Raw genomic sequence first — 14,328 nt, forward strand, 5'->3', positions numbered from 1 at the left:
TGCCTATACCATAAACTACATAATTCTTGTGTTGCGGCGTCCGCCGAATTTTCGAGCGCTTCCTCTTGTTTGTCTGGGCGCTAAGGGCCATTTGCGATGACGAAATTGTGATTTCGTCCTACCCGCCAATCCCAGGAGTTCCCCCCATGCTCAACAATGTGTCGCGTCGCGGCTTCCTCGCGGGCTCGGCTTCGCTGACCGCTCTCGGCGCCACCGGCCTTGCTGCCCCCGCGATCGCACAAGGTGCGATGACGCCGGTCAAGTTCACGCTGCCCTTCGTGGCGCAAGGCGCGACGGCTTTTGCCTTCGTTGCGCGCGAGCGCGGCTTCTTCCGCGCGCGCGGTCTCGATGTCGATATCGCCCTCGGCACCGGCTCGCCGCCGGCAGCCCAAGCGATCGCCGCCGGGCAGTTCGATATCGGTCTCGTCTCGGCCGCCGCGACGATCCAGCAGGCCGCGCGCGGCCTCAGCCTCACGGCCGTCGGCACGATGATGTACGACGCGACGATGGCGATCGCCGTACCCGCCGACAGCCCGATCCGCACGCCCAAGGATCTCGAAGGCAAGCGGCTGGGCGCTAATCCGCGCGGCCTCGACTTCGCGTTTTGGCCGGCCTATGCGCGCCTTGCCAACATCAATACGACCGGCATCACGGTCCAGCAGCTCGATCCCAACGTGCTCGAGCGCACGCTTTCGCAGCGCCAGGTCGATGCGGTCACGTGCGTTGCAGCTTCGTCGCTGCCGACGTTCCAGTCGCTCAATCTGCCTGTGCGTTTCATGATGTGGAAGGATGCGGGCCTCAATTTCTATCACAACACCGTCGTCACGCGGCCCGACGTGGTGGCACAGCGCCCGCAGCTCGTGCAGGGCGTGGTCGATGCGCTCGGCGAGGCGATGGCGCTCACCTTGCGCGATCCGGATGCAGCCCTCGAAGCCTTCGTGCGCCAGCGCCCGGAAATCGGCATGTCCGACCAGTCGCGCGGCTCGGCGCGTTTGGGTCAGGGGCTGATGGGCGTTACGGTCGCTCAGGAAGAGGCGATCCGCAACGGCATCGGTTTCGCCGACATGGCCAAGGTTGACAAGATGATCGATACGGTCATGGAGTTCTCGGTGCAGGACGGCCGCCGCCCGGTCACCGACCAGCTCTACACGAACCGCTTTGCCGGCAACATCAAGCTCACGGCCGCCGAGTGGGAAGCCGTGCGCGTGCGCAAGGCGCCGTTCGCGCAGTTCCTGGCCTAGTCCGGAAAAGGCGGCGGCCTCTCCGCTAGGGAGAGGCCGCCGCCGTTTTTGCCATGTCCGATCCGCGTTTCATTCGCGTGCGCGACGTCGCGAAGACCTACGTTGCAGGTGCAACGGAGGTCGAAGCGGTCGCACGCGTCGCGTTCGATGTCGCCGAAGGCCAGTTCGTCTCGATCCTCGGGCCCTCGGGCTGCGGCAAATCCACGTTGCTGATGATGTGCGCAGGTCTTGAGGCCGCGTCGGACGGTACGATCGAAATCGCCGGGCGGCCTGTCGTTGGCCCGCGGCGCGAGTTCGGCCTCATCTTCCAGGATGCGACGTTGTTGCCCTGGAAGACGTCGCTCGAAAACGTGCTGTTCCCGATCCGCATGATGAAACGCGATCCCGCCCAGTATCGCGACCGCGCGGAGGCTTTGCTGCGCCAGGTCGGGCTTGGCGATTTTCTGCACAAGCGCCCGTCCGAATTGTCGGGCGGCATGCGCCAGCGCGTGGCGATCTGCCGCGCCCTGATCCACGATCCCGAATTGCTGATGATGGACGAGCCGTTCAGCGCGCTCGATGCGATCACGCGCGACGAGATGAACGAAGCGCTCGCGCGCATCTGGGAAACGCAGCGCAAGACCGGCCTGTTCGTGACCCATTCGATCCGCGAGGCGGTGTTTTTGGCCGACCGCGTGCTCGTGATGAGCGGCCGACCCTCGACGATAGCACTCGATTTCCAAGTGCCGTTCGCGCGGCCGCGCGATCCGGCCCTTGTCGAAACGCCGGAATTTGCCAAAATCTGCGCGATGCTCAAACGCACGATCGAAGCGGGCTATGCGCGCAGTGGCCGGAGTGCGGCATGACCGATATCGGTTTGACCGCCCTTGCCGAGGACCCGGCCGAGGAGCGCCGCCGGGCGCGCCTTGCGCGCGCGCGCAAAGCCAAGCTCGTGCAGGCCTTCAAGCACATTGTGCTGCCGGTGTTGACGGCGCTTGCCGTGCTGCTTGCCTGGGAAGCGGCCGTCGATCTCAACGGCATCCCGAAAGTGATATTGCCGGCGCCGTCGGACATTGCCGAGCGCATCTGGTCGATTCGCAAGCTGCTCTACGCCAATGCAATCTCGACCACGACCGAAGCGGTCGCGGGCTTTGCGATCGCCACCTCGCTCGGCATCGCGCTTGCCGCCAGCCTCGTCTATTCGAGCTGGCTGCGCGCGGCCCTCTATCCGAATATCGTGTTCTTCCAGCTCATTCCGAAGATCGCACTCGCCCCCTTGTTCATCGTGTGGCTCGGCATCGGGGCCGAGAGCCGTTTGACCTTCGCCGTGTTCATCTCGTTCTTCCCGGTCGTGATCGCGACGATCACGGGCCTCACCAACGTGCCCGGCGATATGCTGCGCCTGTGCCGCGGCCTCACTGCATCGAACTGGCAGATTTTTTGGGCGGTGCGCTTTCCTTATGCGCTGCCGCATCTCTTCTCGGGCATGAAGATCGCGATCACCTTCGCGATCATCGGCGTCGTGGTCGGCGAGTTCATCACCGCAAATAAGGGCCTCGGCTATCTCATCATGTTCGCCTCGTCGATGGCCGAGACGACCACGATCCTTGCCGCAATTGCGGTTCTGTGCGCGATCGGGCTCACATTGTTCGGCTTCGTGACGCTGGCCGAAAAGATCGTGCTCAAAGCCTACGGCCACAAGGCTGCCTGAAGCAGGGCATTCGCACCGAACCCGCCTGTCGATTTCCCGAACATTCGATGCTAAAAGCCGAATGCATTCGGGTTCGAGGGGCAGGGGGCGGAACTGGGCGAGATCGGCAATCGGGATATCGGCAGCCTCAAGATCGGCTGCACGGGCGGCGGGGCCACGCATAGCGACGCCGCGATCCCCGACATCACAACGAAAGTGCGCATGGTCAAGGATGCGGGCGTGTTCGACTATATCGACCGCACGCCGCCCGACGACGAGTTTCGCGCGCTTTTGAAAGCAAGCGAATCCTGCGATCTGCCGGTGCTTGCGGGCGGCTGGTTCTATGTGCGCGGCCGCGACGAAGCTCTGTTCGAGCAGAACATCGTCAAAGCCCGGCTGCTCGGCAGCGTCGTGCACAATGTGCAGCTTCTGACCTGCCACGAAGGCGGGCATGTGCTGAGCGACCGCGAGGTCGCCGATTTTTATCTTTGGGCCCACGATTTCGCTATGCGCCACGGCGTAGTGCCGTGCTTCGAGGTGCATGTGAATATGTGGTCCGAGCATTTCGGCCGCGTGGCGGAGGTGGCGTCGCTCGTCGAAGCGCAGGGTGTTGCGTTCCGCATGACGCTCGACCACAGCCATGTCGTGTTCAAGATCGACAATTCGGCCGAACAGGACGTGCAGAACATGCGCGCCGACGTGGAGAGCGGTGCGCTCGTGCTCGAGCCCGGCCGCGAGGGCAACGTGGCGCAGAGCTGGATCGAAGCGGGTTGGGTGCACCACGCGCATGCGCGCGCGGCTATCCCGGCGAACCCGAAGAATATTCGTGCGCGCCATCCCGACGGTAGTTTCGGGCGCGGCATCCAGTATCCGTTCGTCGAGCCCGCTCCGGGCGCGTACCACGCGGAATGGGACGGCGAAAAACTCGAGCCATGGAAGCGCACGATGCGCGATCTGCTGCGCCATCGCGCGCGCGATCCCAATTCCGTGCTCGGCCAGATTTCGTGCGAGCACATCCCGAACATCGACTACGGTGCGGGCCAGGGCTATTCGATTTTCGACGACAATGTCGCGTGCGCCCGTTGGCTGCGCGCGGAATGGATCGCTGCGTGCGCTGACGCCGCGCGGGACGAAACGACAGGGGAGAAAAGCACATGAAAGTTCGCGCCGCTGTGGCCTACAAAGCAAAATCGCCGCTCGTCCTCGAGACGATCGATCTCGAAGGCCCGAAGGAAGGCGAAGTACTGGTCGAAATCAAAGCGACCGGCATTTGCCATACCGACGAATACACGCTTTCAGGTGCCGACCCCGAAGGGCTGTTTCCTGTCGTGCTCGGCCACGAGGGGGCGGGGATCGTCGTCGATGTCGGCAAGGGGGTTACGACCTTGCAGAAGGGCGACCATGTGATCCCGCTCTACACGCCTGAATGCCGCCAGTGCAAAACCTGCCTCAGCCAGAAATCCAATCTGTGCACCGCGATCCGCGCCACGCAAGGCAAGGGCGTGATGCCGGACGGCACCAGCCGCTTTTCGTGCAGCGGTTCCTCGGTGCTGCATTACATGGGCTGCTCGACCTTCGCGAATTTCACGGTGCTGCCCGAGATCGCATTGGCGAAGATCCGCAAGGACGCGCCGTTCGACAAGGTCTGCTACATCGGCTGCGGGGTCACGACCGGCATCGGGGCCGTGCTGCACACAGCTAAGGTCGAGCCGGGCGCCAACGTCGTTGTGTTCGGGCTCGGCGGCATCGGGCTCAACGTGCTGCAGGGCGCGCGCATGGCGGGGGCCGACATGATCGTCGGCGTCGACATCAACCCCGCGCGCGAGGCGATCGCGCGCAAATTCGGCATGACGCATTTCGTCAACCCGAAGGATCTCAAAGGCGATCTCGTCGCCCATCTGGTCGAACTCACCAAAGGCGGGGCCGATTACAGCTTCGAATGCGTGGGCAACACCACGCTGATGCGCCAAGCGCTCGAATGCTGCCATCGCGGCTGGGGCGTTTCGGTCGTCGTCGGCGTTGCAGGGGCGGGACAAGAGATTTCGACGCGGCCCTTCCAGCTTGTGACCGGGCGCGTGTGGAAGGGGACCGCCTTCGGCGGCGTGCGCGGCCGCACCCAAGTGCCGCATATCGTCGATTGGTACATGGACGGCAAGATCAATATCGACGATCTGATCACCCATGTGCTGCCGCACGAGAAGATCAACGAAGGTTTCGATCTGATGCGCAGCGGCAATTCCATCCGCACCGTTCTGACGTATTGAGGCAAGATGGAAACGCTCGCAACGCACGCCTGCTTCGGCGGCACGCAAGGTTTCTACCGCCATGTCTCAACCGCATGTGCGGGCCCGATGCGCTTTGCCGTATACTTGCCGCCGCATGCGGTGGGGGCCAAGCTCCCGGCCGTGCTGGCGCTGGCTGGCCTCACATGTACCGAAGAAACTTTCGCGATCAAGGCGGGTGCGCAGCGCGTCGCGTCGGAACTCGGGCTCATTCTTGTGATGCCCGACACGAGCCCGCGCGAACCCGTCTTGCCCGGCGATCGCGAAGCCTGGGATTTCGGCCAAGGGGCGGGTTTCTATGTCGACGCGACGCAAGCGCCGTGGAAGGCGCACTACGGCATGTTCAGCTACGTGGTGGACGAATTGCCTGACCTTGTTGCGGCCGAGTTCCCGGTCGATCCCGCGCGCATCGGCGTGATGGGCCATTCGATGGGCGGGCATGGGGCGCTTGTAGCAGCGCTGCGCCGTCCCGATCGCTTTCGCAGCTGCTCCGCCTTCGCGCCCATTGCAGCACCCACGCAATGTCCGTGGGGCCACAAAGCGTTCGCTGGATATCTCGGCCCCGACCGCACGGCATGGGCTGCCTACGATGCATGCGAATTGATGCGCGCCAAGCCGTTTGCGCGCGAGATCCTTGTCGATCAAGGCCTCGCCGACAAATTCTTGGCCGAGCAATTGCGCCCGGACCTGCTCGAAGAAGCAGCGAAAGTTAGTGGCCAACAGATGACGCTGCGCCGCCATGCGGGCTACGACCACGGCTACTTCTTCATCCAGAGTTTTGTGGCCGACCATCTGGCGCATCACAAGGGCCAGCTCTAATTCAGGCAGTTTCTGCTGCGGCATCTTGACAGGAGCGCACCCCAATCCCCACAATGAGATATCAATAGGTCAAATGAGCGGCGCAGCTGCCGCGACCGAAGAGGGGGAAATGTGGCGCGACTGAAGCTGGAGCTTGCCGAGCGTGCCGGGACGCGAACCGCCGATGTCGAGGTTCAGCGCCTCTACAATCTCGGCTCTGCCACGCGCAATCCGGAAAGTGCGCGCGCCCACCAGGAAGAAGTGGCGCATATCGGCGTCAAGATCGCTTTCGACATTCCGGCACCCCGCATCTATCCGCTTTCTCCCGAAGTGATCACCACATCCGACGCTATTGCCGTGCAGGGCGACCGCACCTCGGGCGAAGTCGAAATCGTGCTGCTGATGGCCGACACGCTCTATGTCGGCGTCGGCTCGGACCATACCGACCGCACGCTCGAAAAGATTTCGATCTTATGGTCGAAGCAGGCCTGCGCCAACGTGCTGGCGCCGACGCTTTGGCGGTTCGACGAAATCGCCGCGCATTGGGATTCCTGCCGTCTGCGCAGCTGGGTCGACGGGCGCCTCTACCAGGATTGTGGCGTTGACATGTTCAAGCGCCCCGAAGAGCTGCTCGACATCGTGCGCACGCGTACGGGCTCGCTGCCCGCGCGCGATTTCGCGATCTTCTGCGGCACTTACGTTAGCGTCGACAAATCGGTCGGTTTCGGCAGCGACTGGCGCATCGAACTTGCCGATCCCAAGCTCGGCCGCACGCTCGGCCACAGCTATCGCGTCCAGAATTTGCTCGACGAAATACGCCCGGAATTCCGGGTTCCGCTCGCTGCCAAACCGCTTTGATCCGTTCTCTCGAACCCTTGGAGACCGCCCCATGACCAAGATCGCACGTCGCCAATTCGCTTTGGGCTCGCTTGGTGCGTTGGGGGCGGCGACAATCTGGCGCCGCGCCGAAGCGCAGGCCGTGCCGACGTTGGTGCTTGCCGCCACGCGCACGCCGGGCGGCTTCGACGGCGACGCGCTGCGGCCCAACACGCAGAATGTGGTGGTGCAGACCTACGAAGGCCTCACGCGCTACGCGGTCGCAAGCGGTGCGGACGGCCGCATCCGCATCGACGGAAGCAAGGTCGAGCCGCATCTAGCCGAATCCTGGCGCGTTTCGGAAGACGGCAAGACCTGGATCTTTAAGCTGCGCGAGGGCGTGAAGAGCTATTTCGGCAACGAGCTGACGTCGGAAGACGTCGTCTGGGGCTGGCGCAAATCGATCGCCCAAAACCGCACGGGCGCTTTCATCGCGCGCGTATCGTCCGTCACGAGCGTCGAAGCTGTGTCGCGCTATGAGGTGCGCTTCAATCTCTCGGGGCCGAACACGATCTTCCTGCGCGCGCTCACGCTCTACACGCCGTCGATCTACGATTCGACCGTGATGAAGCAGAATGCGACCGCCGAAGATCCGTGGGCGCTGCGCTTCCTCGAGAGCAATACGGCGGGCTTCGGCCCCTACCATCTGCAGGCACTGCGGCCGAACCAGGAGGCCGTCTACGTCGCCAATCCCAACTATTTCCGCGGCAAGCCGCATTTCGAGCGCGTTATCTACCGCGAAGTGCCGTCGGCCGCCAACCGCGTGGCGCTGATGCGCGCAGGCCAAGCGCAGTGGACCGAGGAACTGACGCAGCGCCAGATCGTCGAACTGCAGCGCGACCGGCGCGTGCGCGTCGAAGGCGAAGAGGGGACGGGCCACGCCTCGGTGCGCATGACGCCGCGCTTCGAACCGTTCGGCGACCGACGCATTCGCCAGGCGATGCTCTATGCCGCCGACTACGACGCGATCAACAAGGCCGTGTTCGAGGGGCTGGGCACGCAAGCTAAGTCGATCGTGCCGCCAGCCATCGAAGGCCACGACGCGTCGGCTTGGGTGTTCTCCACCAATGTCGATCGCGCCAAGGCACTTCTCGCCGAAGCGGGCAAGGCCGGCGGCGTCACCTCCACGCTCGAATTCTCCGAAATCTTCTGGTGGGAGGAGGCGGTCGCCGTTCAGCTGCGCAGCCAGCTTGCGCGCGCCGGCATCACGCTCGAGCTCAAGAAGATCTCGGATTCCGACATGCGTGCGCGCACGGCCCCCAACCGGCGCGACCTGCCGTTCTTCACTTTCATGGACAATCCGATCGTGATGGACCCGGTCTACACGCTCTATCTCAATGCGCACAGCGACGGCGCTTCGAACCGCAACGACTACCGCAATCCCGCGTTCGATTCGATCGTCGAGCAGGCGCTCGTCGAACAGAACAACGCCAAGCGGCTCGAACTCGTGCGCGAGGCGCAGCGCATCCACACGACCGACGCGACATGGCTCATGACCATGTATCCCGGCACGTTTGAGGCGATGGCGCCGAATATCCGCGGCTGGATCTGGCAGCCCGACCTGCACGAGCGGTGGGTCGATCTGCAAGCCGTGCGCACCTGATGCGATGACGGACCAGCTTCGTCGCTTTCTCTATCGCCGCGTTCTGCTGATCGGGCCGATTTTGTTCGGCGTGCTGCTGGTCACTTTTCTGCTGGTCCGCATCGGCGACCAGGATCCGGTGGCGATGCTGGCGGGCCCGACGGCGTCGGCCGCGCAGATCGCCGAAGTGCGCGCCGAACTTGGCCTCGACCGGCCGGTTCTCGAGCAGTTTGCGATCTACATTGCCAAGGTCGCGACCGGCGATCTCGGCCGCTCGTGGCTCAACAGTCGTCCGGTGCTCGACGATCTGTGGCGCCGGGTGCCGGTCACGCTCGAATTGCTGCTGCTGGGCGTCGGGCTTGCGGCCGCGATCGGCATCCCGGCCGGCATTGCGGCCGCTTTCCGGCCCGACGGGCGCTTCGACCAGATCAGCCGGCTCGTCTCGTTGCTCGGCTTTTCGATTCCGACCTACTGGCTCGGGCTGCTCGCGATCTTTGTATTCTTCTATTTGCTGGGTTGGGCGCCGCCGCCGATGGGCAGACTCAGCCTGATGATCGATGCGCCGCCGCACGTCACGGGCAGCTACGTGATCGATGCGTTGCTTGCAGCCGATCCCGACGCGCTGGGCTCCGCCGTGGCGCAGCTCGTACTGCCGGTCGCGTGCATCACGATCATTGCGGCAGCGCCCATGCTCAAACAGGCGCGCGCCATCGCGATCGACGTGTTGGCGTCGGATTATGTGCGCTATGCACGCGCCTCGGGCTTGCCCGCGCGCGACATTCGCGCCATCGTGCGGCGCAACAGTGCCGTACCGCTGCTCACGTTCGCGGGCACCGAGCTCACGGGCCTCGTCGGCACTTCGTCTTTGATCGAGCTCGTGTTCGCGTGGGGCGGCATGGGCCAGTATGGCTTGAGTGCCATCCTCGAGGGCGATTTCACGGCCGTGCAAGGCTATGTGCTGTTCGTGGCTTGCTTCTCGCTGCTGGTCTTCGTCGTCGTCGATCTACTTGTGATGCTGCTTGAACCGCGGGCGCAAACCGCATGACCGACATGGCGGGCTATCGCGACGGATCGGCCTTCGCGCGCCTTTCGGCGGTCGCACGGCGCGCACCTACGGCCTTTGCCGGCGGCACGATCGTGCTGTTCTTCGTTGTGGTCGCCGTATTTGCACCGCTTCTGTCGCCGCACGACCCGCTGCACGCCTATTCCTACGATGTGCTGCGTCCGCCTTCGGCCGTGCATTGGCTCGGCACCGACGGCAACGGCATGGATATCTTCAGCCGCATCGTCTACGGCGCGCGGCTCGCGTTCGGCATTGCATTGCCAGCCGTTGCGGTTGCTGCTCTCATCGGCGTGCCGCTCGGGCTGTTCGCAGGCTATCGCGGCGGGTTCGTCGACGAGCTACTGCTGCGGCTCATGGATGTGCTGCGCGTGTTTCCGTCGATTATCCTTGCACTTGCCGTCGTCGCGGCGACGGGCCAGTCGCTTCTGAACATCGTGCTTGTGATCGGCCTTATCGACGCGCCGATTTTCGCGCGCGTGGTGCGCGCTGAAGTGCTGGCGCTGCGCGGCAGCAATTTCGTCGAAGCGGCGGTCGCGGCCGGCAATCCGTTGCGCCGCGTGCTGTTCGTGCATCTGCTGCCCAATGCCATCAAGGGGGCGATGGCGCAAGGGGCCGTGCGCTTTGCCTGGGCGATCCGTGTCAGCGCCACGCTTGCTTTTGTCGGTGTGGGCGTGCAGCCGCCCACGCCCGAATGGGGCGCTATGATCCGCCAGGGGGCGGAATTCATGGTCACCGGCGAATGGTGGGTGGCGCTGTTCCCGGGGGTCGCACTCGTGCTGTTGGTTTTCGGCTTCAACATGCTCGGCGACGGGGTGCAGGATTGGCTCGACCCGCGCCGCAGGACGGCCGCGCGGTGAGCCTGCTGACGGTCGAAAATCTGCACGTCCATTTCGTCGCGCGCGACGCGTTCGACCGCGTGAAGATCGCAAAGGCGCTAAACGGCGTGTCGCTGTCGCTGGAACGCGGCGAGATGCTGGGACTCGTCGGCGAAACGGGGGCGGGCAAGTCGCTGACGGCGCTAGCCCTGATGGGCCTCTTGAGAGCCCCTGCGCGCATCGTTGAAGGGGGCGCGCACTTCGAAGGCGAAAGCTTGTTCGAAATGTCGCCCGAGCGGCTCAACGCGCTGCGCGGCGGGCGCTTGGCGCTTGTGGTGCAAAGCCCGAAGACGTCGCTCGATCCGTTGGCGCGCGTGGGCGACCAGATCGCGCGCGTGATGCGCGCGCACGGCTTGAAGAGTGCCGCGAAGGCGCGCGCCCGCGCGATCGAACTCATGGCAGCCGTCGGCATCCCCGATCCGGCGTCGCGCGCGCGGGCTTGGCCGCACGAATTGTCCGGCGGTATGGCGCAGCGCGTGCTGATCGCGATGGCGCTTGCCAACGATCCCGCCTTGCTGATCGCCGACGAGCCCACGACCGGACTCGACGTGACGGTGCAGGCGCAGATCCTCGATCTGCTGCAGGCGGCCGCGGCCGCGCGCGGCCTCGGCGTGATCGTCATCACGCACGATCTCGGCGTCGTCGCGCAATACTGCACCCGCGTCTGCGTGATGTTTGCGGGCACCATCGTCGAGCAGGGGCGCGTCGATCGCGTGCTCGTCGATCCGGCACACCCCTATACGCGCGCGTTGCTCGCGGCCTCACCCGAGCGTTTGCGCCCCGGGGCCGCGATCCCGGCTGGGCCGCCGCCGGATCTCTACGATCTGCCCACGGGCTGCGTCTACTCGCGTCGCTGCGCGCGCGCGGATGCGGCCTGCACGCAGAGCCCGCCCGAACGGCGTTTAGCCGACGGGCACGATGTGCGTTGCCACCATGCGGCGGAGGCAGCACATGGCTGAGAACGTCCTTGAAGTCGAAGGTTTGACGCGCCAGTTCGGCGACGGGCGCCGTAGCGTGCATGCGGTGAACGGCGTCGATCTTGCCGTTGCCGCAGGCGAGACGTTGGGGCTCGTCGGCGAGTCCGGCTCCGGCAAATCGACGATCGGGCGCTGCCTTTTGCGGCTCATCGAGCCGACGGCAGGACGCATCGTGTTTGCCGGGCGCGATCTGCGCGCACTCGGGCCCGAAGATCTCCGCCGTGCGCGCGCCGACATGCAGATGGTGTTCCAGGATCCGTGGGGCTCGCTCAATCCGCGCCTCACCGTGGGCGATCTCGTCGAGGAGCCGCTGCGCCTGCACACGACATTGAATGGCGTTGCGCGAAGAGCGCGCGTGGCCGAGCTTGCGCGGCGCGTGAGCCTCACCGAGGCGTTGTTGTCGCGTTATCCCGCCGACCTCTCGGGCGGGCAGCTGCAGCGCATATGCATTGCGCGCGCGATCGCGACCAACCCGAAGCTCGTGGTGCTCGATGAGCCGACGAGCTCGCTCGACGTGTCGGTGCGCGCGGGCATTCTGCAATTGCTGGCCGAGCTCAAGCGCGATCTCGGCATTGCGATGATTTTCATCAGCCACGATCTTGCGACGGTGCGGCTGGTCAGCGACCGGGTGGCGGTGCTCTATCTCGGCAGCGTCGTCGAAACCGGGCCGACGCAGTCCGTGTTCGAAACGCCGCAGCATCCCTATACGGCCGCGTTGATCTCGGCCGATCTGTCGAGCGATCCGCGCGAGCGGCGGCGGCGCGTGGTGCTGGCGGGCGAGGTGCCGAGCCCGATCGACCTGCCGCCCGGCTGCTATTTCGCCTCGCGCTGTCCGATCGTGCGCGACGAATGCCGCGCGCAGCGTCCGCGCCTTGAAGCGCTCGGCGATGTCCGCGCCGCATGTCTGCGCGTGGCGGACGGCACCAATCGACTTGTTTCGATCTCTCCGGCGGAGCCCGCACAATGAATTTTACGCGCCTTTTCGAACCGATGCGCCTCGGCAAGCAGGAAGCCAAGAACCGCATCTGGATGACCGCGCACGCGACGCTGCTGGTCAAAGACCATCTCTTCACCGATGCGCACATCGCTTACTATGTGGAGCGCGCCAAAGGCGGCGTCGGCGTCATCACGATGGAAGCGATGGCGGCTCACCCCACGACGCAGCCCTACAAGGGCAAGGCGTTTGCATTCGACCGGCGCATGGTCGAGCAGTATCGCAAGATCGCCGAGGCCGTGCATGCGCACGGCGCCAAGATCCTCGCGCAGCCGTGGCATCGCGGCCGCCAGACCAATTCGGTGTCGAACGGACTGCCCGTGTGGGCGCCGTCGGCGGTACCTTGTGCCGTCTATCGCGAGATGCCGCACGTGATGGACGAGGGCGAGATCGCCGAACTCGTGCATGGCTATCGGCTGTCGGCGCGCTACGCGCGCGAAGGCGGGCTCGACGGCATCGAGATGCACGGCATGGCGCATGGCTACATGCTGGGCCAGTTCCTGTCGCCCGCCACCAACCACCGTACCGACCGCTACGGCGGCTCGATCGAAAATCGCCTGCGCATCGTCATGGAGATTCTCGAGGCAACGCGCGAGGAGGCGGGGCCCGATCTCATCGTCGGCGTGCGCCTCAATTCCGACGACGGCATGGAAGGCGGGCTGGGGCCCGACGAATGGGCCGACATCGCAAGGCGCATCGAGGCGACGGGGCTCATCGACTACGTGTCGTGCAGCCAGGGCACATATCTCAACCGCATGCTGATCTATCCCACGTCCCCCGAAACGCACGGCTACCAGCTGCCGGCCACGCGCATCGTCAAGCAGGCGATCGGCCTGCCGGTGGTCGGCGTGGGGCGCATCGTCACGCCGGAAGAAGGCGAACGTTTTCTCGCAGAGGGCGATTGCGACTTCATTGGCGTGTCGCGCGCGTTGATCGCCGATCCGATGTGGGGCGAGAAGGCGCGCACGGGCCGCAGCCATCAGGTGCGGCGTTGCGTGGGCGCCAACTGGTGTATGGAATCAATCTTTGCGCAAGCGCCCATCGCTTGCATCCACAATCCGGCCGCCGGTAACGAACGCGAGCTCGGCGAAGGCACGCTCGTACCAGCACCTGGTCGCCGTCGCGTTGCGGTGGTGGGCGGCGGGCCTGCAGGCTTGCAAGCGGCCGTCACGGCCGCCCGCCGCGGCTTCGACGTGACCTTGTTCGAGAAACGCGCCGCACTCGGCGGCCAGATCGCGTGGTGGGGCCGCACTTCCATCCGCAAGGAACTCAATTTCGTCGTAGAATTCCTGATCGCACGTCTGGGCGAAACCGATGCGCGCGTCGAACTTGGTCGCGCACCCACGCCGGACGAGCTTGACGCGTTCGACGCCGTCGTCGTCGCGACCGGATCGACGCCGCTGCGCCATGGCTGGACGCCATTGCGCCCGCAGCGCTGGAACGGCCCGTCGGTTCCGGGGGCCGATCGTGCGAATGTATTCGCGCTCGACGACGTGCTCGCGACCGAAACGCTGCCAGCCCTCGGCGAAACCGTAACGCTGTACGACAGCCTTGGCGGACGCCAAGGCGCAGTCGTCGCCGACCATCTCGCCGACAAAGGCTGCAAGGTCACGTTCGTAACGCCGCTCGGCCAGGCGATGCCCAACCTGGCCGCGAGCCGCGATTGGGGCAAGGTCTATGGCCGCCTGCGCCGCATGGGGGTCGGCTTCGTCACGGACCACGAACTCGTGTCGATCGGGCCGGACGGCGCCACGCTGCGCGATCTCTACACCAAATCCGAGCAGGTTTTGGCCAGCGACAGCGTGGTGCTCGTGCTCGGCTCGAAGGCCGAGGATGGCCTGTTCCAGACGCTTAAGGCGCGCGCCAAGCCGGGCCGTCCCGTGACGATGATCGGTGATTGCGTGGCGCCGAGGCGCGCGTCCGATGCCATTCGCGAGGGCGAACTTGCCGCCCGCGCCCTGTTCGCCTAAT

13 protein-coding genes are annotated in these 14,328 nt (G+C 65.1%); all 13 read left to right on the forward strand.

Features of this window, described 5'->3' with window-relative positions; genetic code table 11:
• Positions 1–146 precede the first annotated feature (146 nt).
• The 13 genes from O9320_10740 (at position 147) to O9320_10800 (ending at position 14,327) form a co-directional block, all read left to right on the forward strand.
• A complete protein-coding gene (locus O9320_10740; GenBank protein ID MCZ8311323.1) occupies positions 147–1,241 on the forward strand; it encodes an ABC transporter substrate-binding protein in 1,095 nt (364 codons plus the stop codon).
• Between the two features lie 53 nt (positions 1,242–1,294).
• Positions 1,295–2,086: an ABC transporter ATP-binding protein gene (locus O9320_10745; protein MCZ8311324.1), complete on the forward strand. Its 792-nt coding sequence runs from the start codon at positions 1,295–1,297 to the stop codon at positions 2,084–2,086.
• Complete coding sequence (locus O9320_10750) at positions 2,083–2,931, forward strand: ABC transporter permease (protein MCZ8311325.1); 849 nt, start codon at positions 2,083–2,085, stop codon at positions 2,929–2,931. Before O9320_10745 ends, O9320_10750 begins: the two co-directional genes overlap by 4 nt.
• Before the next feature lie 201 nt (positions 2,932–3,132).
• Complete coding sequence (locus O9320_10755) at positions 3,133–4,068, forward strand: hypothetical protein (GenBank protein MCZ8311326.1); 936 nt, start codon at positions 3,133–3,135, stop codon at positions 4,066–4,068.
• Complete coding sequence (locus O9320_10760) at positions 4,065–5,174, forward strand: S-(hydroxymethyl)glutathione dehydrogenase/class III alcohol dehydrogenase (protein ID MCZ8311327.1); 1,110 nt, start codon at positions 4,065–4,067, stop codon at positions 5,172–5,174. Before O9320_10755 ends, O9320_10760 begins: the two co-directional genes overlap by 4 nt.
• 6 nt (positions 5,175–5,180) lie before the next feature.
• Positions 5,181–6,011, forward strand: a complete 831-nt coding sequence (fghA, locus tag O9320_10765) for an S-formylglutathione hydrolase (protein ID MCZ8311328.1) — start codon at positions 5,181–5,183, stop codon at positions 6,009–6,011.
• Positions 6,012–6,122: 111 nt separating this feature from the next.
• A complete protein-coding gene (locus O9320_10770) occupies positions 6,123–6,848 on the forward strand; it encodes a DUF2848 family protein (GenBank protein ID MCZ8311329.1) in 726 nt (241 codons plus the stop codon).
• A gap of 31 nt (positions 6,849–6,879) precedes the next feature.
• Positions 6,880–8,469 carry an ABC transporter substrate-binding protein gene (locus O9320_10775; protein MCZ8311330.1) on the forward strand — a complete coding sequence of 530 codons (1,590 nt, stop codon included), beginning with the start codon at positions 6,880–6,882 and terminating at the stop codon, positions 8,467–8,469.
• Positions 8,470–8,473: 4 nt separating this feature from the next.
• Complete coding sequence (locus O9320_10780) at positions 8,474–9,493, forward strand: ABC transporter permease (GenBank protein MCZ8311331.1); 1,020 nt, start codon at positions 8,474–8,476, stop codon at positions 9,491–9,493.
• Entirely contained in the window at positions 9,490–10,368 is an 879-nt protein-coding gene (locus O9320_10785; protein ID MCZ8311332.1) for an ABC transporter permease, read from the forward strand. The genes O9320_10780 and O9320_10785 overlap by 4 nt, the downstream gene beginning before the upstream one ends.
• Complete coding sequence (locus O9320_10790; GenBank protein ID MCZ8311333.1) at positions 10,332–11,345, forward strand: ABC transporter ATP-binding protein; 1,014 nt, start codon at positions 10,332–10,334, stop codon at positions 11,343–11,345. The genes O9320_10785 and O9320_10790 overlap by 37 nt, the downstream gene beginning before the upstream one ends.
• Entirely contained in the window at positions 11,338–12,330 is a 993-nt protein-coding gene (locus O9320_10795) for an ATP-binding cassette domain-containing protein (protein ID MCZ8311334.1), read from the forward strand. The genes O9320_10790 and O9320_10795 overlap by 8 nt, the downstream gene beginning before the upstream one ends.
• On the forward strand, positions 12,327–14,327 hold the full coding sequence (locus tag O9320_10800) for an FAD-dependent oxidoreductase (GenBank protein MCZ8311335.1): 2,001 nt from the start codon (positions 12,327–12,329) through the stop codon (positions 14,325–14,327). Before O9320_10795 ends, O9320_10800 begins: the two co-directional genes overlap by 4 nt.
• Position 14,328 lies beyond the last annotated feature (1 nt).

The organism is Magnetospirillum sp. (genome assembly GCA_027532905.1).
Lineage (GTDB): Bacteria > Pseudomonadota > Alphaproteobacteria > CACIAM-22H2 > CACIAM-22H2 > Tagaea.